General features: G+C 46.6%; 5 protein-coding genes. 1 reads left to right on the top strand and 4 read right to left on the bottom strand.

Annotation, left to right across the window (positions count from 1 at the left end; translation table 11 throughout):
• Positions 1 to 3 precede the first annotated feature (3 nt).
• Positions 4 to 1,389, top strand: coding sequence for an envelope stress sensor histidine kinase CpxA (gene cpxA, locus L5B83_RS10945; protein WP_265778545.1), 1,386 nt, complete (start codon positions 4 to 6; stop codon positions 1,387 to 1,389).
• A 409-nt stretch (positions 1,390 to 1,798) separates the two neighbouring features.
• On the opposite strand, the gene L5B83_RS10940 is transcribed toward cpxA, so the two are convergent.
• From L5B83_RS10940 to L5B83_RS10920, 4 genes are all read right to left on the bottom strand, one after another.
• Positions 1,799 to 2,974 carry a tetratricopeptide repeat-containing glycosyltransferase gene (locus L5B83_RS10940; protein WP_265778544.1) on the bottom strand — a complete coding sequence of 392 codons (1,176 nt, stop codon included), beginning with the start codon at positions 2,972 to 2,974 and terminating at the stop codon, positions 1,799 to 1,801.
• A 24-nt stretch (positions 2,975 to 2,998) separates the two neighbouring features.
• The gene (locus L5B83_RS10935; protein ID WP_265778543.1) at positions 2,999 to 3,802 is read right to left on the bottom strand and encodes a hypothetical protein; all 804 of its coding nucleotides are present in this window, start codon (positions 3,800 to 3,802) and stop codon (positions 2,999 to 3,001) included.
• Between the two features lie 85 nt (positions 3,803 to 3,887).
• Positions 3,888 to 8,639 carry a collagen-like protein gene (locus L5B83_RS10930; RefSeq protein ID WP_265778542.1) on the bottom strand — a complete coding sequence of 1,584 codons (4,752 nt, stop codon included), beginning with the start codon at positions 8,637 to 8,639 and terminating at the stop codon, positions 3,888 to 3,890.
• Positions 8,584 to 18,768 (bottom strand): ESPR-type extended signal peptide-containing protein, encoded by a 10,185-nt coding sequence (locus tag L5B83_RS10920; RefSeq protein ID WP_326938365.1) that lies wholly within the window; start codon positions 18,766 to 18,768, stop codon positions 8,584 to 8,586. The genes L5B83_RS10930 and L5B83_RS10920 overlap by 56 nt, the downstream gene beginning before the upstream one ends.
• Positions 18,769 to 18,841 lie beyond the last annotated feature (73 nt).

Raw genomic sequence — 18,841 nt, 5'->3', positions numbered from 1 at the left:
AAAATGAAATTAACGTTTCTCAATACCTTATCAATGCGAATTTTTGCCTTATTCTGGCTTGCCTTTGCGCTTCTCCTCGCATTGATTTTTTTACTGCCTTATTTTGATGCGCGTATTTACACGGAACTTGGCAATGAAGAAGTTTCGGGTTATTACGGTGAAATCGCCACCGCCATTCGGAATAAACAACTGGCGCATATTATTTCTGGCGTGCCAGTTATCCCTATGGACAAATTTGACGACATTCACCCTGTTTTGGCAGATAAAAATGGCAATATTCTTGGCGCAAGAAAGGAAGAAATTGCCTCTATTCAGCAATTTATGTACCACACCGTAAGCACATTAAAACCGCTGAAAAAAAACTTTTATGACATTCAGATTGCCGGGCCTTTTACCGTACACCTCAATTTAGACAATGATGTGCCTTACACCCTCTATTTTGTCAGCCGTGTTAATCCGCAAAAAGAAGTTCTGTCTTATATTTTTGACCGCCCTTATATCCTCATTTTATTTATTATGTTAATTTCCACCCCGTTACTTTGGTGGCTTTCACGAAGTATTGGGCGACCGTTGAGACATTTACAGCAAGCGGCAAATGCCGTTGCTTTAGGCAATTTTAAAGTGGATAAATCCCTTGAAACGCAAGGCACTATTGAGTTACGTCAAGTGGGGCAAAGTTTCAATCGAATGACGATTGCCTTAGACGATCAACTTTCTAATCAACAAACCCTACTTTCCTCTATTTCACACGAACTAAGAACACCGCTTACCCGCTTGCAACTGGCGCTAGCCTTATTACGTCGCCGAATCAATAGCAGCGCAGAAATCGCCCGCATCGAAAAAGAAGCCGTACGCCTTGATGAAATGATTAATGATCTGCTGTTACTTTCACGTCAGCAGCTAAATAGCCATATTCTACGAGAAATTTTCCCCATCACTGAAATTTGGCACGATATTATTAAAGATAGCCGTTTTGAAGCGGAACAGAAAAAATTATCCTTCAAAGTCAAACAACTGATTCATAAACCGAGCCAATATTACCTCAATGGAAATAAAGGGTTAATTTGCAGTGCCATTGAAAATATCTTACGCAATGCGTTGAAATATACGCACGCTAAAATTGAAGCAACAATCTTTATTGAAGAGAATGCAATGGTGATTGCCATTGATGATAACGGCGCGGGTATTCCAGCCAATGAATATGAAAATATTTTCAAGCCATTTTATCGCATTGATGAAGCCAGAACCCGTGAAACTGGGGGAACAGGGCTAGGGCTTGCGATTGTCGCTAATGTTATCCGTGAACATCAAGGAAAAGTATGGGCGGAACCAAGCCACCTTGGTGGCTTGCGTGTTGTGATCAAACTGCCGTTATGGATTTCTAAATAGCCTGATTTTTTGGCTAAATAGACGATTATTCTCCCTTATACCAAGAAAAACTCACCAAATTTTCACCGCACTTTATAGGAAGATATTTCACATTGTGAATCCTTATGCTCATTTAAGGGCGAAGTAAAATAGCGTGATCTAGATAAGATAGCGCAACAAACCCTATATTCTCTCAACAGTGTGTTGGCACGCTATTTACTTCGGAAGAAGGCTTGATCTTTTTATCAATACATAAAAATGCCATATTCTTTTAATAAAGATACACCACAGTATGAATATTGCTTCTCTGTTTATTCGCCACCATAAATCTCCGTTACCTTTCGCCCTTGAGAGACAGCCAAAACGTTGATGTATTCTCTATTACGCTCTCGCACTGCTGCACTATAAATAACACAAAGCTCTTAATGCGTTATTTTAGCCAATTCATAATGCGTTGCGCTTTGTCATAAAGAGGATGATTCTCTGGATAAAGATCAGCAAGGCGTTGAGATAATATATAACGAGAATAACTAGGATCTTGGTGAAATGCCTCTTTATAATAACGAATATTTCCTAATGTAATATCTAATAAATCTTTATCATTACACTTAATAAAAACGGATTTACAGGCGTCAAATCCCTTTTTAAGGTCATCGACATAATAAGCATTAATCGACATTTCATAATCTAATAAATACTCGTAAATATCCTTATTAATAAATAAAATATCATTAATAGGATAAGCTATTTTTTCTGCCATTAATCCTAACTGATAACCTAAACGTGATTTGCCTTCTCGACGTAATTGACGAATTGCATAGTATAAACATTCCGCGCGCTTAGGATTATAATCATAGCCAAGTAACCAATAATACAGTGCTTTTTCTGGGTTATTTAATTTTTCATAGCAAAGCCCCAGCCTTTCATAAGCAACGGTCACTTCCTCAATCCATTCCCCATCATTAATACGTTTTAAATACCATTCAATGGCTTTCTCATAATTCCCAATATCACGATAACTGTTTGCTAAATAGAATTTATATCGGCTATTATCGGGTTCCTCAATCAGCCCTTGTTCTAATAAGCGAATATCACGCTCAAATTTATCCGCTTTAGATCCCCCATCTTTAGAATCAAAAATAGAGATAGTACCCAATTTCTCTTTCTTTACTGGCACATCACAATCTAGATATTCGTGCGTTACACCTACATAGCGCCAATTATAATCACCCCGAATTAAGTAAGGGACAGAATAGTCTAGCCCACCTATATAACTGAGCAAATAGGCATCTGCTGTCAGATCATCGGCATTAAAATCTGCTGAAAACAGAATATTCTCATCTGCATCACATAATAATAAATAATCGGCTTTGCCTTTCGCTAAGGATAGACTTTCAGAACGATTAACACCAAAATTTACCCATTTTCTATCGTGTAGCTCACCGGGAATATCTTTTAAGGTTTCTAAAATAATTTCTTTGGTTTTATCTTCTGATCCCGTATCAACAATCACCCAATAATTTATCTTATCTTTCACATTGTCCAAACATCGTCTAATAATCTTTGATTCATTTTTTACAATCATCACAAGACAAATTGATTTCATACCCTATTCCTCTCAATACATCGCTTAATATTTTAAAATCGCTTCGTGCCCATTTGGTGCAATGATCGTAATCACCATCGGCGGTTTTTTCTGCCTATGTAAAATCACTGCAACATTGTCTAATTTGGCAAAATCCTGAAAATCGCCTTTGATTTGATAATCTTTTAAATTTATCTGATCATTGAACACCAAAAAAGTACTAATTTTTGTACTTTTTATTGTTTCTAACCCAATCTTTTGTTTTTCTTCCTCACTTTCTACCCGATACTCGGGCTGTTTTCTCCTTGAATATTGCTGAATTAATTTTTTATCCTGACTCATTGCTAATATACTTTTTATTTTTTCAGCCTCGATTTCTCTCGCTTTAACCTCATCTGGCGAAAGTGAATTCACCTGATGATCAGCACGTTTTCCAGCATCTTCAGCAAGCAGATTGCCCTTCTGTGACTTTCCTATGACGATAGGACCAATATAGTTTTTTTCCTTTGATTGCAACGGTTTTTTCTCTAACATCAAGGTAACTTGATCACCTATTTTCTTAAGTGAAATCACCGAAGTTGGTAATTGCTTATTAATAATGGAAATTAAATTAGCCAGTGAATTCGTCTCATCCTGCTGAACATAAATAACGCGTTGCACCTCTGCTTGATAAGTATAATAAGGAATATGTAATTGCTGCGCTAAATCTTGTGCAAACGCACCGACTTCCCCCTCATATCTCACTTCTAGCTTTGCCTGATAATAATCATCCACAGAATAGTCATTTGCTATTCCCCATGGGCTAATTAGCAACGCTAAATTCAATAAAATCAATCGCCTATTAATCATTAAATACCCTATTATTGATATAAAAAGTGCGGTTGAAAAATTTCAAATTTTTCACCGCACTTTATCTTCCTAGATTAGCAATGGATTACCACATAAACCCAATACCTGCCCCAACGGCGACATCACCTTTTTGTGATGCACTACCATTAAGTTTAAAGGTAACTTTACCATTATCACTAATCCGGCTCACGCCAACCGCAATTGAAGAGCTACCTTTGTAGGTACCTGTACCTACAGCAAGCATACTTCTACCCGGCATATAAACCTGTGGAATACTTGCCATTGCAACCGCATTAGAGATGCCAGATTTCATATTTTTATCCATTTTAGATATACGATCATTGACACCTGCAATTGCGCCATCAAGCTGACGTTTATTCACCGCATCGAATGGATTTACGCCATCGTCTACTCCCGTTAAACGACGGTTCTCGCCAAATTGGTTAGCAAAGTTTACCGCATAGCCTCCCGTATTCGCACCAACGCGAAGTTGGTTATCGTTCACTGGGTTACCATTATATTGGCGTCTTCCTATCAAGTCAGGCTTTTCCTCTTGGCGGACTAATCCCGCGGTACCATTTGTAATCGCGGTAGATAATGCATAAAGCTGGCTACCATTTACTGCATCAGTACTGTCTTTAGAGATCAAGCCTGCTGCAACATTTTGGATACGACGCTCCTCTCCCGGTTTACCCACGGTCACGACTCCAGTAGCGGTGGTTCCTGCAAACTCTACGGCAGCGCTAACAATATCTTTGAATGGACTATCTGAGACTTTATACTCCGTTGTCCCTGCTGTTTGAGCTGTTTTCGCTGTCTCAGCTTCAGACTTATTACCTAAATTCACAGAGTTCTCTGCTGTTTTAGTCACATTCGAGCCAATAACAATCGCATTGTTAGCTTCAGCTTTGCTGTCAGTACCAATAACAATTGTGTTATCCCCTTGTGCAGTCGCCCCTTTACCGATCGCGATAGCATATTTCCCTAAGGCAGAAGCATCATTAGGATCTCTGTCGTCCGGAACACTTGCAGAGGTATTAGAGCCATTAACATGAACATATTTAATGCCTTCATTGTTAATTTGCTCAATTGCCTCTCCTAGATTTCTCGGTGCAGTCTTCGACACACCTTTATGATCATACATAGGAATATTGCTTCTATCTGTGCCAGCACTTCCAGTTGCGCCAGTGTCTCCGGTTAGACCTTTGTCACCTGTCAGACCTTTATCGCCCTGAGGACCTTTGTCTCCGCTTTCACCTTTCGCGCCAGTATCACCTGTTAGACCTTTATCCCCTTGAGGACCTTTGTCTCCCTGAGGACCTTTGTCTCCGCTTTCACCTTTCGCGCCGGTGTCACCTGTTAGACCTTTATCCCCTTGAGGACCTTTGTCTCCCTGAGGACCTTTGTCTCCGCTTTCACCTTTCGCGCCAGTGTCTCCGGTTAGACCTTTGTCACCTGTCAGACCTTTATCGCCCTGAGGACCTTTGTCTCCGCTTTCACCTTTCGCGCCAGTGTCTCCGGTTAGACCTTTGTCACCTGTCAGACCTTTATCGCCCTGAGGACCTTTGTCTCCGCTTTCACCTTTCGCGCCAGTGTCACCAGTTTGACCTTTATCTCCGGTTGTACCTTTGTCTCCAGTCGCGCCTGCGTCACCAGTCGCGCCTTTGTCTCCAGTTGCACCTTTATCTCCGGTTTGACCTTTATCTCCGGTTTGACCTTTATCTCCGGTTTGACCTTTATCTCCGGTTTGACCTTTATCTCCAGTTTGACCTTTGTCTCCAGCTTCGCCTTTATCTCCGGTTTGACCTTTGTCTCCAGTTGCACCTTTATCTCCGGTCGCACCTGCGTCACCAGTCGCGCCTTTGTCTCCAGTCATACCTTTATCGCCGGCTTCACCTTTATCTCCAGTTTGACCTTTGTCTCCAGCTTCGCCTTTATCTCCGGTTGCGCCTTTGTCTCCAGTTGCACCTTTGTCTCCAGTTATACCTTTATCGCCAGCTTCACCTTTATCTCCGGTTGTACCTTTGTCTCCAGCTTCGCCTTTATCTCCGGTTTGACCTTTGTCACCAGTCGCGCCTTTGTCTCCAGTCATACCTTTATCGCCGGCTTCACCTTTATCTCCAGTTTGACCTTTGTCTCCAGCTTCGCCTTTATCTCCGGTTGCGCCTTTGTCTCCAGTTGCACCTTTGTCTCCAGTTATACCTTTATCGCCAGCTTCACCTTTATCTCCGGTTGTACCTTTGTCTCCAGCTTCGCCTTTATCTCCGGTTTGACCTTTGTCACCAGTCGCGCCTTTGTCTCCAGTTGCACCTTTGTCTCCAGTCTCGCCTTTGTCTCCAGTCATACCTTTATCGCCGGCTTCACCTTTATCACCAGTTTGACCTTTGTCACCAGTCGCGCCTTTGTCACCAGTCGCGCCTTTGTCTCCAGTTGCACCTTTATCACCGGTTTGACCTTTATCTCCGGTTGTACCTTTGTCTCCAGCTTCGCCTTTATCTCCGGTTTGACCTTTGTCTCCAGTCGCGCCTTTGTCTCCAGTCATACCTTTATCGCCAGCTTCACCTTTATCACCAGTTTGACCTTTGTCACCAGTCGCGCCTTTATCGCCAGTTGCACCTTTATCTCCGGTCGCACCTTTATCTCCGGTTGTACCTTTGTCACCAGTCGCGCCTTTGTCTCCGGTTGCGCCTTTGTCTCCGGTTGCGCCTTTATCTCCGGTTGCGCCTTTATCACCAGTTTGACCTTTGTCTCCAGTCTCGCCTTTGTCTCCAGTTGCACCTTTATCTCCGGTTTGACCTTTGTCTCCAGTCATACCTTTATCGCCAGCTTCACCTTTATCTCCAGTTTGACCTTTGTCTCCAGTCTCGCCTTTGTCTCCAGTTGCACCTTTATCACCAGTTTGACCTTTGTCTCCAGCTTCGCCTTTATCTCCGGTTTGACCTTTATCTCCAGTCATACCTTTATCGCCGGCTTCACCTTTATCTCCGGTTGTACCTTTGTCTCCAGTTGCACCTTTGTCACCAGTCGCGCCTTTGTCTCCGGTTGCGCCTTTGTCGCCGGTTTGACCTTTATCGCCTTTCGCTCCAGTATCACCTGTTGCACCTTTGGCGCCAGTGTCACCTGTTGCGCCTTTCGCTCCAGTATCGCCTGTCGCGCCTTTCGCGCCAGTATCACCCGTTGCGCCTTTGGCACCAGTATCACCTGTTAGACCTTTATCTCCGGTTGCACCTTTATCGCCAGTTGCACCTTTGTCACCAGTCGCGCCTTTCGCTCCAGTATCACCAGTTGCACCTTTGGCTCCAGTATCACCAGTCGCACCTTTGGCTCCAGTGTCACCGGTTGCACCTTTGTCACCAGTCGCACCTTTATCTCCAGTTTGACCTTTATCGCCTTTCGCACCAGTATCGCCGGTTGCGCCTTTCGCTCCAGTATCGCCGGTTGCGCCTTTCGCTCCAGTATCGCCTGTCGCGCCTTTCGCGCCAGTATCACCCGTTGCGCCTTTCGCACCAGTATCGCCGGTTGCGCCTTTGGCACCAGTGTCACCTGTTGCGCCTTTCGCTCCAGTATCACCAGTCGCACCTTTATCTCCAGTTTGACCTTTATCGCCTTTCGCGCCAGTATCTCCGGTTGCGCCTTTAGCACCAGTATCACCTGTTGCACCTTTGGCTCCAGTATCACCTGTTGCACCTTTGGCTCCAGTGTCACCTGTTGCACCTTTCGCTCCAGTATCACCGGTTGCGCCTTTCGCTCCGGTATCACCTGTTGCACCTTTCGCTCCAGTATCACCGGTTGCGCCTTTCGCTCCGGTATCACCTGTTGCACCTTTAGCACCGGTATCACCCGTTGCGCCTTTCGCACCAGTATCGCCGGTTGCACCTTTGGCTCCAGTGTCACCTGTTGCACCTTTCGCTCCGGTATCACCTGTTGCACCTTTCGCGCCAGTATCTCCGGTTGCGCCTTTAGCACCAGTATCACCTGTTGCACCTTTGGCTCCAGTGTCACCTGTCGCACCTTTAGCACCAGTATCACCAGTCGCACCTTTATCTCCAGTTTGACCTTTATCTCCGGTTGCGCCTTTAGCACCAGTATCGCCTGTCGCGCCTTTCGCGCCAGTATCTCCGGTTGCGCCTTTAGCACCAGTATCACCTGTTGCACCTTTGGCTCCAGTGTCACCTGTTGCACCTTTCGCTCCAGTATCACCGGTTGCGCCTTTCGCTCCGGTATCACCTGTTGCACCTTTGGCTCCAGTATCACCAGTCGCACCTTTGGCTCCAGTGTCACCGGTTGCACCTTTGTCACCAGTCGCACCTTTATCTCCAGTTTGACCTTTATCGCCTTTCGCACCAGTATCGCCGGTTGCGCCTTTCGCTCCAGTATCGCCGGTTGCGCCTTTCGCTCCAGTATCGCCTGTCGCGCCTTTCGCGCCAGTATCACCCGTTGCGCCTTTCGCACCAGTATCGCCGGTTGCGCCTTTGGCACCAGTGTCACCTGTTGCGCCTTTCGCTCCAGTATCACCAGTCGCACCTTTATCTCCAGTTTGACCTTTATCGCCTTTCGCGCCAGTATCTCCGGTTGCGCCTTTAGCACCAGTATCACCTGTTGCACCTTTGGCTCCAGTATCACCTGTTGCACCTTTGGCTCCAGTGTCACCTGTTGCACCTTTCGCTCCAGTATCACCGGTTGCGCCTTTCGCTCCGGTATCACCTGTTGCACCTTTCGCTCCAGTATCACCGGTTGCGCCTTTCGCTCCGGTATCACCTGTTGCACCTTTAGCACCGGTATCACCCGTTGCGCCTTTCGCACCAGTAGTTATCGCCACCTTTGGCTCCAGTGTCACCTGTTGCACCTTTCGCTCCGGTATCACCTGTTGCACCTTTCGCGCCAGTATCTCCGGTTGCGCCTTTAGCACCAGTATCACCTGTTGCACCTTTGGCTCCAGTGTCACCTGTCGCACCTTTAGCACCAGTATCACCAGTCGCACCTTTATCTCCAGTTTGACCTTTATCTCCGGTTGCGCCTTTAGCACCAGTATCGCCTGTCGCGCCTTTCGCGCCAGTATCTCCGGTTGCGCCTTTAGCACCAGTATCACCTGTTGCACCTTTGGCTCCAGTGTCACCTGTTGCACCTTTCGCTCCAGTATCACCGGTTGCGCCTTTCGCTCCGGTATCACCTGTTGCACCTTTGGCTCCAGTATCACCAGTCGCACCTTTGGCTCCAGTGTCACCGGTTGCACCTTTGTCACCAGTCGCACCTTTATCTCCAGTTTGACCTTTATCGCCTTTCGCACCAGTATCGCCGGTTGCGCCTTTCGCTCCAGTATCGCCTGTCGCGCCTTTCGCGCCAGTATCACCCGTTGCGCCTTTCGCACCAGTATCGCCGGTTGCGCCTTTGGCACCAGTATCACCTGTTAGACCTTTATCTCCGGTTGCGCCTTTGTCGCCGGTTTGACCTTTATCTCCGGTTGCACCTTTATCGCCAGTTGCACCTTTGTCACCAGTTGCACCTTTGTCACCAGTCGCGCCTTTGTCACCAGTCGCGCCTTTGTCACCAGTCGCGCCTTTCGCTCCAGTATCACCAGTTGCACCTTTGGCTCCAGTATCACCAGTCGCACCTTTGGCTCCAGTGTCACCTGTTGCGCCTTTAGCACCAGTATCGCCGGTTGCACCTTTGGCTCCAGTGTCACCGGTTGCACCTTTGTCACCAGTCGCACCTTTATCTCCAGTTTGACCTTTATCGCCTTTCGCACCAGTATCGCCGGTTGCGCCTTTATCTCCGGTTGCACCTTTGTCACCAGTCGCACCTTTATCTCCAGTTTGACCTTTATCTCCGGTTGCGCCTTTGTCGCCGGTTTGACCTTTATCACCTTTCGCTCCGGTATCACCTGTTGCACCTTTAGCTCCAGTGTCACCTGTTGCACCTTTAGCACCAGTGTCACCTGTTGCACCTTTAGCACCAGTGTCACCTGTTGCGCCTTTGGCTCCAGTGTCACCAGTTGCACCTTTCGCTCCAGTATCGCCGGTTGCGCCTTTCGCTCCGGTATCGCCTGTCGCGCCTTTCGCTCCGGTATCACCGGTTGCGCCTTTCGCTCCGGTATCGCCTGTCGCGCCTTTCGCGCCAGTATCTCCGGTTGCACCTTTGGCTCCAGTGTCACCGGTTGCGCCTTTCGCTCCGGTATCGCCTGTCGCGCCTTTCGCGCCAGTATCTCCGGTTGCGCCTTTAGCACCAGTATCGCCGGTTGCGCCTTTCTCTCCAGTATCACCTGTTGCACCTTTGGCTCCAGTGTCACCGGTTGCGCCTTTCGCTCCGGTATCACCTGTTGCACCTTTAGCACCAGTGTCACCTGTTGCACCTTTAGCACCAGTGTCACCTGTTGCACCTTTCGCTCCGGTATCACCTGTTGCACCTTTGGCACCAGTATCACCTGTCGCACCTTTGGCTCCAGTGTCACCGGTTGCGCCTTTATCACCGGTTGCGCCTTTGTCGCCCGTTAGACCTTTATCCCCTTGCGGACCTTTATCCCCAGTAGGGCCTTTAAGACCGGGTACGACATTTTGTTCGATGTCTTGTTTTAAGCCGTCGATGGCTTGTTTTAGTTGCCATACATTGACGGCGTCGGTGTCCGCTGACCCTGCGGCGAGGTTGGTAATTTGACGTAATCCATCTGAGCTACCCACAGACACAGTACCCACGGTGTCATAGTTTGTGGCGATTTCTCTGCCACCACCAATTGGTGCTTTATAAGAACCGCCTGTTGTCGCACCGCGTGTGGTTGTTGATCCTGCGCCTAATGCCACGCTATTGGCGTGAGATGCAATTGCACCTAAGCCAATGGCGATTGCTTTCGTGGCATCTTGCGTTGTGCTTGCATTTTTACCGAATGCAATAGAATCCACACCTTTTGCACCGAGATTATCGGCATTATTACCGTCCGTTGAGTTAATGCTTAAATAATGCAATGTGGCTGCTTTTAATTGTGCATAATTTACTGCATCGCTGTCCTCAACCCCCGCTGCAATATTGCTCAACCGTGTTGGTGAACTGGTTGTGCCATCTGGGTTAATTGCCACCACCAAAATGTCTGATGCAGGAACCAGATCGCCCTGTCCATTTGGTTCGGTATAGAACTTACCATTATATTGATACACTGGCGTGCCATCAGATTTTTGGTATTTAAATAGGGTTTTCGCGGTAATCGTTACTTTCGATTTACCTTCAGTCGCGTTGTCTTCCACTTTCACTTCAGTGGTTTGATCATCGCCTGAAACGAAATCGACACGCTCGCCCGCTGCCACTTTGCCAACTTCTGCTTGAGCTGGATCGTTGCCGATCGCCCAACCTTCCGCTACGGCTTTCAACTGCGCCACGTTCACAGCATCAGTATCATTTGTACCTGCTGCTACGCCGGTGATTTGGCGGAGGATACCTTTTGAAATATCACCGACACTCACCGCTCCCGCTGTTGCGATAAAGGCTTTATCATCTGTTCCTTGCGTATTTTTCAATGCAGTAAGCGCTTCTTGCACCAATTGTCGCTTAGTTTTAGCTGGATTGTTAATAGTTGGCGAATCAAGATGCTTATATTGCTCTGTTGCCAATTTGGTTAATGCATCATCAAGGCTATCACTCTCGATTAATAATTGTTGCAATGCCGATTTAGCTAAATTCTCATTGTGATATCGACTATTTTCAGCATTGATGGCTTTGAATGCTTCTTCTACTGCATTAACAGAAGAATCTAATGCTGGCAATGCTTCTGGTCGATAACCAACTGAACCACCTGCAACATTCGCAACAGATCCTGCACCTAGGGCAACAGCACCATCTTCTGGCACAAAGGTATATGAACCTAATGCCGTACCACCAACAACAGATTTCCATCCTTCAAAATTCGAGTAGTCTCCTACGTTAAGATATTCACGAGAACGACTAATGTATGCATTTGAACCTAATAAATTATTATTATGTCCTACTACCGTTTGATTAGATCCTAATGCGGAGTTATAGCTCCCCATCATCAAGCTGTTAGCACCTAATTGAATCAAATCATGACCAGTAGCTATACTTGCAACTGATGTACTTGAAGGATTTCCCCCTGCTCCTAAAACAATATTGTTAGAACCTTGGGTATATGCTGAACCAATAGCTGTTAGGTTCTTACCATAGGCAGTTCCGCCGATAGCTGTAACATTATCGCCTCTCACTTCTGCATTAATAGCATTTGCATTACTACCAATCACTCTTGCATTAATACCGACACTATTAGCACCAGCAACTGCTGCATTTACACTCGTACTATTTGTAGATGAAGTCGGCAATGTAACAAATTTATCTTCACTTTCACCTAAACCAACTTTTCCATCAAAAACAGATGTATAGGCGTTTATTCCTGAAGTGGTCTGTGAAAGCCTTTCTTTGAGAGTATTTAATTCATCCGTTGAAGCAATACCTTTAGCATTCAAAGCCAAGAACATATCAGTTCGAGTATCAACCAATGCCCCCGTTTCATTATTGATAGACACTGAGCCAGCAGCATCAACAACGGTTTTACCAATAGCAATGGAATTATCTGCGGTAGCACCATCATTATTGTAGTTACGTCCTTGTGTAGCTGCATCATTCACACTCACATAGTGCGTCTGCGCCGCTTTCAACTGCGCCACGTTCACGGCATCGGTGTCGTTTGTTCCTGCTGCTACGCCGGTGATTTGGCGTAAAATACCGCGAGAAACGTCGCCGATACTCACCGCACTTAGAGTGGAAACAAAGGCGTTGGTGTCTTTGATGTCTTTTAATTTGTTAAGTGCCGCTTTTACTTTAGCGATATCACCCATGATACGCTCACTATCCGCTGCGGTAATGGCGTCATCAAGCGTGGTATTTGCTAACAATAGTTTTTCAAAGATTTTACGTTCTTCCACAGTTAAATCTTTGATTTCTGTTGGTACAGTATAGGTATTTCCTCCTAATGGGTCATAGCCAACTACATTCGCTTCTGTCATTGCTGCTGATCCCGCACCTAACGCCACACCACTAGGTGTCATCACACTTGTACGATTACCAAGTGCGGTGGAATTTGTGAGATTTTTTGCAATAGTAACGTTGTTACCTAACACAAAGGTGCCATCAGCGTTTGTGCCAATAGTGTTATTATTCCCCACTGCACCGGCGTTTTCTGCAGACACTTCATTGTCCGTTCCAATGACGATGGCGTTATTGGCAAAGGCTTTTGCGCCTGAACCAATGGCAATAGCATTTTGCACGGCATCTTCCATTCCCAAGTTCGTGAAATTCGGTGGGAATTGGTTGAGTTTCTTTGTAGCCCGTTCGGTGAGTGCCATTGCGCCATCGCCGATAACGGTATTACCACTCCCCACTGAGACGGCTTTGTTTCCTAATACGTTATTATGTTTTCCAAGCACGCCACTGAATACACCAATAGAGTTATTGTAAGAACCCTGCAGGAATCCTACCGCACCTATCCGGTTAGAAAGCTGTGCATTAACTTGGTTATATCCACCCAAACTGGTCACCATATTGCCATAAATTTCCGAATAGGTACCGATACCAATGGCTGAGTTACCAAATACCATATAGCCACCAATATTAATCGCACGATCGCCATAGGCTTTTAAACCTGCTTCTGTACCGATTGCGATCGCTTGATTGCCCATCGTCTCGCCTGAACCAATGGAAATAGCTCCCGCGGAATTAAAACGGGATTGAGGGACATTAAACATATCGCTATATGCGATTTCTCCGCGCGAATCTAAGTCAAAGAGGAAAGCTTTCTGTTCCGGTGTGGCTTGGTGAGTATCATCCTCCCTTAATATGTAATATTTCTCCACATCGGATAATGCTTTGGCAATTTCTGTGCGTTCTTTCAAGTCGCCCGTAGTCGTAGTGCCTGCTTTGGCACGGTGACCGATGGCGAGAGATTCCGCCTCCATCGCAACGCTTTCCACACCTAAGGCAATGGCATTCTCGCCTTTCGCGCCGTCATTTCTCCAGTTTTCGTAAATATTATTATCACGAGTCTTCACGCTGAAATAGTGGGTTTCGGCGGCTTTTAATTGGGCGACGTTGACGGCGTCGCTGTCGTCCATCCCCGCTGCCACGCCTTTAATTTGACGATAGATGCCATTGCTCGGATCACCCACAGACACGGCGGCACGGGTGGCTAAGGTGTCAAACAGGTTTCTGTTTGGATCTTTGGAATCAACCGGCGTATTTAATGCATTGACGAGGTAGTTTAATTTTTCGCGTAAATTAAACAGTTTTTTCTCTTTGACGTCATCGCTATCACTTGCTCCTAGCCCATTTGTATCGGCTAATGCCACAAGGCGATCCACTTCTTTGGCACGTTCCTCTGCGTTTTTTTCACGCAATGCAAGGGCAAGATCCACTTCGTTGGTGAAAGTTTTGCTTGGTTCACTACTGTCACTGATTTTTTCCAGATCTTCCGTGCTGAAATGCCAGTTACGCAACACGCTTGAGACTGGATATGTTAGATCTTTTTGTTCAGGGCCAAGGTGTGAGAAATAACCAATTTGTTTATCCGCGCCCGCTTTGGATTCATAACCTAAGGCGACGCCACCATCAACAATCACCGAAGCTTTATTACCAAGTGCGGTGGAATTATTGACAATAATTGGATCGCCGCCCGCTGGGTTGGCACGGTGGTTGATGATCTCAGAACCAATCAACACGTTGTTTTTGCCACTGGTGGTGGTTTTTGCCCCGACGATGACCGAGCCATCGGTGCCTTCCTTGGCACTGGATCCTGCACCAAGGACGATAGTGTTTAGCCCTTTCGCACCGTCGTTGTTGTAGTTAAATTCTTTTGGATCGACGCCATCATCATTGATGCTGATGTAGTGCAGATTGCTGGCTTTTATCGCTTGATTTAACTGCGACACATTCACCGCATCATTCGGGTTGATGCCCGGTGCGATGTTGGTTAAACGAACAGGGGTTGTGGTGTTGCCCTCTGGGGAAACAAAGGAAATTGCCACATCGTTATTGGTGACCACTTCACCTGCACCGTTTGGTTGAGTATAGAACTTGCCATCGGTATGTTGATAAATTGGCGAACCGTCCACTTTGGTGTAGCGTGTTTGGGTTTTCGCGGTAATTGTTACTTTCGATTTCCCTTCAGCTGCGTTGTCTTCCACGTTTACTTCGGTGGTTTGCGCATCGCCTGAAACGAAATCGACACGCTCACCCGCTGCCACTTTGCCCACTTCTGTTGCCGTTTGCGCGGGATCGTTGCCGATTACCCAGCCTGCTGCGACGGCTTTCAGTTGTGCAACGTTCACGGCATCGGTGTCGTTTGTCCCTGCGGCAACGCCGGTGATTTGGCGAAGGATGCCCGCTGCGGCGTTACCCACGGCAACCGCGCCGTAGCCTTCGGTGCTAACCATTCCGCCTTGGGATTTGACGTGTTCAAGGCGAGCCTGTTTGACTTGCGTCGCGTATTCTTCTTGCGCCTTGGCATAATCTGCTTGCGCTTGGGCTAAGGCATCCGCATTTTGTTTTTCAATCGGTGGGTTAGTTTCGGTTTTGGCGATGTAGGCGTCAATAACGGCTTCAAATTTCGCTACGGTATTAATACTTGGATCGATGCTTTCAAACCAACGAGCAACGTCTTCATCATACGTTGGGCGATTAGGATTATGCAAGTCCTGTTTCACTTCTTGCGGGGTTTCGCGGCTGAACACATCTTCGATCAGCTCTTTTTTCGCCGCCTCTGTGAGGTTATCAAAAGCACTGGTATCTACCAGCGGGGTTGCCGTTGGTGCGACAAACACTGGCGCAGCAGGTGGGGTGAACGCGTGGTAATTGCCGGTGTTGAGCGGATCGTAACCCACGACACCACCTGCGGTGGTGGAATGAGATTGCGCCCCTAATGCCACGCCACCTGTTTGGGTCACATTGGTCTGATTACCAAGTGCGGTGGAATTTTCGAGATTTTCTGCAATATTAACGTTATTACCTAGTACAAAGGTGCCGTCGGCATTTTCGCCAATGGTATTGTTGTTCCCCACGGAATAGGAGTTAGCGGCGTTGATGATCGACGGATCGCCAATGGCGCCAGAATTTTCACCACGTACGATATTGCCCACGCCAATCGCTAAGCTGTTTTTCGCTAAGGCTTGCGAGCCTTTCCCCATCGCAATGGCATAACGCCCAACGGCATTGGTGTCATCCCCTAATGCAATGGCACTTTCGCCGTATCTTGCTTCGACATTCTTCTTGATGACTTCTTTGAACGCCTGTCGTGCTTCTTCAATTTTGCTATCATGTTCCGCTTTTGCTTTTTTATACTCCTCACCAGTGAGGATGTTTCTATCTCTCCACCAAGTCGTTTCATATAAGTAAGCGATTTTATCTTGTAGCTCTTTAGGAAGATCGGCAAAGCCCTGCCCGGTTTTGCTATTGCGCCCAATGGCAATGCCGTGTTCGCCTTCCGATTTGGCATTTTCCCCCATTGCAATGGTGCTGACATTCAGGGTTTGGCTATTCATCCCAATAGCAATATTATTGGTTTCAATATCTGATAATTTGATACCAAATTCGTTATAAAATCCCAACATATATGGTTGTGGACCTCCTATGCCTCCTTCTACATTAAGAATTCCATCATAGGCCTCAACCCACAGTTGATGCTTAAATTTCTCTGTATCCACTTCCGAGAGATTAGCTCGCTCTGCAATAGTGTTCTGCCAACGATGCAAATAGAAGTCTTTATTCAGGTCGTTTCTATTTAACCTCAATGTGGAATTTCCAACTCCAGAAAAACGCCCAATGGAAATATTGCCTGAGCCGAAATTTTCTGCCCCCGCTGCATAACCTAAACTCACGGCATCAAAAGTGTGTGTGCCTGAATTCGTCAATGCGCCTATACCAACATTATTTTTATTTGACTCTATCCCATAGTCCCTGCTGAGCAAGTCTGCAATAGTACCACTGCCACCTCCTGAAAGTAAGCCTAATGAGATATTGCTACTTCCCGCCTTATCAAGGCGATTATCATACTCATCTAGAGTATAAGGTAGCGTTCCACCAAGCTGATTACCCGGAGTCGCATTAATGCTAATCCCGCCATAGCCATTATCAACGCTTGGCCCGATCACCACACTATAATCTGCGAGAGCACCATTATTATTGTAGTTTCCTTTATTTACATAACGTCTATTTTCTGGCACTGAAATAGAAAAATAATGGGTTCTGGCGGTATCAAGCTGGGCGACATTCACGGCATCGGTTGGTGCAGTTCCGGCTGCTACGCCGGTGATTTGGCGTAAGATATTCTTTTCTACATTGCCCACACTCACTGCTCCCGCAGTAGAGGTGAAAGCTTGTTGTCGGCGAACAGCGGCATTGTGATAGGCTTCTTTCATCGCATTCACTACCGCGTCTTTATCTTTAGCATTACCGCTTAGAGGATAGCTAAGTTCATTCGCCATTAAACCTAAATCTAGCCCCGCTACACCAGCATTGTTTTTCATCCAAGCATCAAAGAATTCTTTATCCTTCCCTGATAAACGCTCATAAGCCGCTGTGGACAGGCGATTTGCCTTGGCGTCTTCCTGTATTTGCTGTGTTTCTTCTCTGGTAAAAGGGTACGGCACATAGTTGTTTAGGGGAATAGGTGTGATAATTGGATCATCACTATCATCTCGCTTAAAATCCGGTCTATTCTTACTCAAATAACCCGCCGTGCCTTTCGCACGATCCGCCAGTGCATTTGCCCCTAATGCCACGCCCCCTGCTTGGGTCACACTGGTTTGATTACCCAGTGCGGTGGAATTTGCGAGATTATTTGCGATCTTAACGTCGTTACCTAACACAAAGGTGCCGTCGGAATTGTCGCCGATGCTATTGTTGTTCCCCACGGAATAGGAGTTGGCGGCGTCGATAATCGACGGATCGCCAATGGCGCCGGAATTTTTGCCATTGACGATGTTGCCAGTTCCAATAGAAATGGTGTTTACATTGTTGGCTTGTGCATTATGCCCAATGGCAATGGCGGCGGTGGCCTCTTCCTTGGTTTTAGCACCAACGCCTAATGCGATGGATTTATCGCCTTTTGCTCCATCGCCGGCAAAATTTTCACCGGGTTGTTCGTTGTCTTTCACGCTAAGATAAGAGGAAGCAGAGGCAACCGCTGCTTTTAATTGGGCGAGATTGACGGCATCAGTATCCTCTGTCCCCGCCGCTAAGCCGGTAATTTGGCGTAATAAGCCTTTTGTGCTGTCCCCTACGCTGGCGGCACTTAATATGGCATCAAAACGTTTTCCTTTTCGTATCTCATCAATGGCTTGAAGCGCGGTTTTTAATTTTTCTTTTTGTTCCGCGTTAAGTTGTGAGAAACCGAATTCTTTGGAATCAATGTTACTTATCGCCTCTTCCAAAGAGCCGATGTTATCGAGGTAATCTTGTATAATGGTGTCAAAAAGCGCTTTTTCTTCTTCACCCAGTGCGGCAACTTCTGGCAAAACAAGGGCTTGTTTATTTGCATTGGCATAGGCGCCAAGTGCCACACCACCCTCTGCACCAACGCTGGTTTGATTGCCCACGGCGGTCACGTTATTCACGGAAATCGGATTGACATTATTCCCGACAATCACACTGCCTTGTGTTCCTAGCGTAGTTTCTTTGGTGGCTTCGTTGCCGATGATGACAGAATTTTGCTCCGCGCCGGTAATTTCCACACCGCCCACGCTGTCAGCATAGGCTGAGGAAGAAATGGCGCTAGAGACGGCTAAGAAAGCGAGGGAATACTTCCACGACGTTTTCGGGGGGGGGGGGGTAGATGCGTGGTTAAGCGATACTAACGTTTGCTTGGTTAGATCAATGTGTTGGTCTGACTGTGATTTGCTTTTGCCGTGTGCTTTGGTTAATTCCGACACCACGACAAAGGCTTGCTGCACAGCACTCCAGATAACTTTATAGATTTTGTTCATAATTTGACTCTCTTAATGTTAAAAATGCGTGTTCCACGCTATCGCGCTAAACTGTTTCCTAGTTAAAACGACA

The sequence above is a fragment of the Avibacterium sp. 21-599 genome (assembly GCF_026226765.1).
In the GTDB taxonomy this organism is placed as follows: Bacteria; Pseudomonadota; Gammaproteobacteria; order Enterobacterales; family Pasteurellaceae; genus Avibacterium.
The sequence above is the reverse complement of the archived record's forward strand: the minus strand, read 5'-3'. Positions and strand labels throughout refer to the sequence as shown.

What these genes read in the sequence shown, in the direction of transcription:
- L5B83_RS10935 (WP_265778543.1), bottom strand. Translation starts at nt 3,802, where the DNA reads ATGATTAATAGGCGATTGATTTTATTGAATTTAGCGTTGCTAATTAGC.
- L5B83_RS10920 (WP_326938365.1), bottom strand. Translation starts at nt 18,768, where the DNA reads ATGAACAAAATCTATAAAGTTATCTGGAGTGCTGTGCAGCAAGCCTTT.
- L5B83_RS10940 (WP_265778544.1), bottom strand. Translation starts at nt 2,974, where the DNA reads ATGAAATCAATTTGTCTTGTGATGATTGTAAAAAATGAATCAAAGATT.
- cpxA (WP_265778545.1), top strand. Translation starts at nt 4, where the DNA reads ATGAAATTAACGTTTCTCAATACCTTATCAATGCGAATTTTTGCCTTA.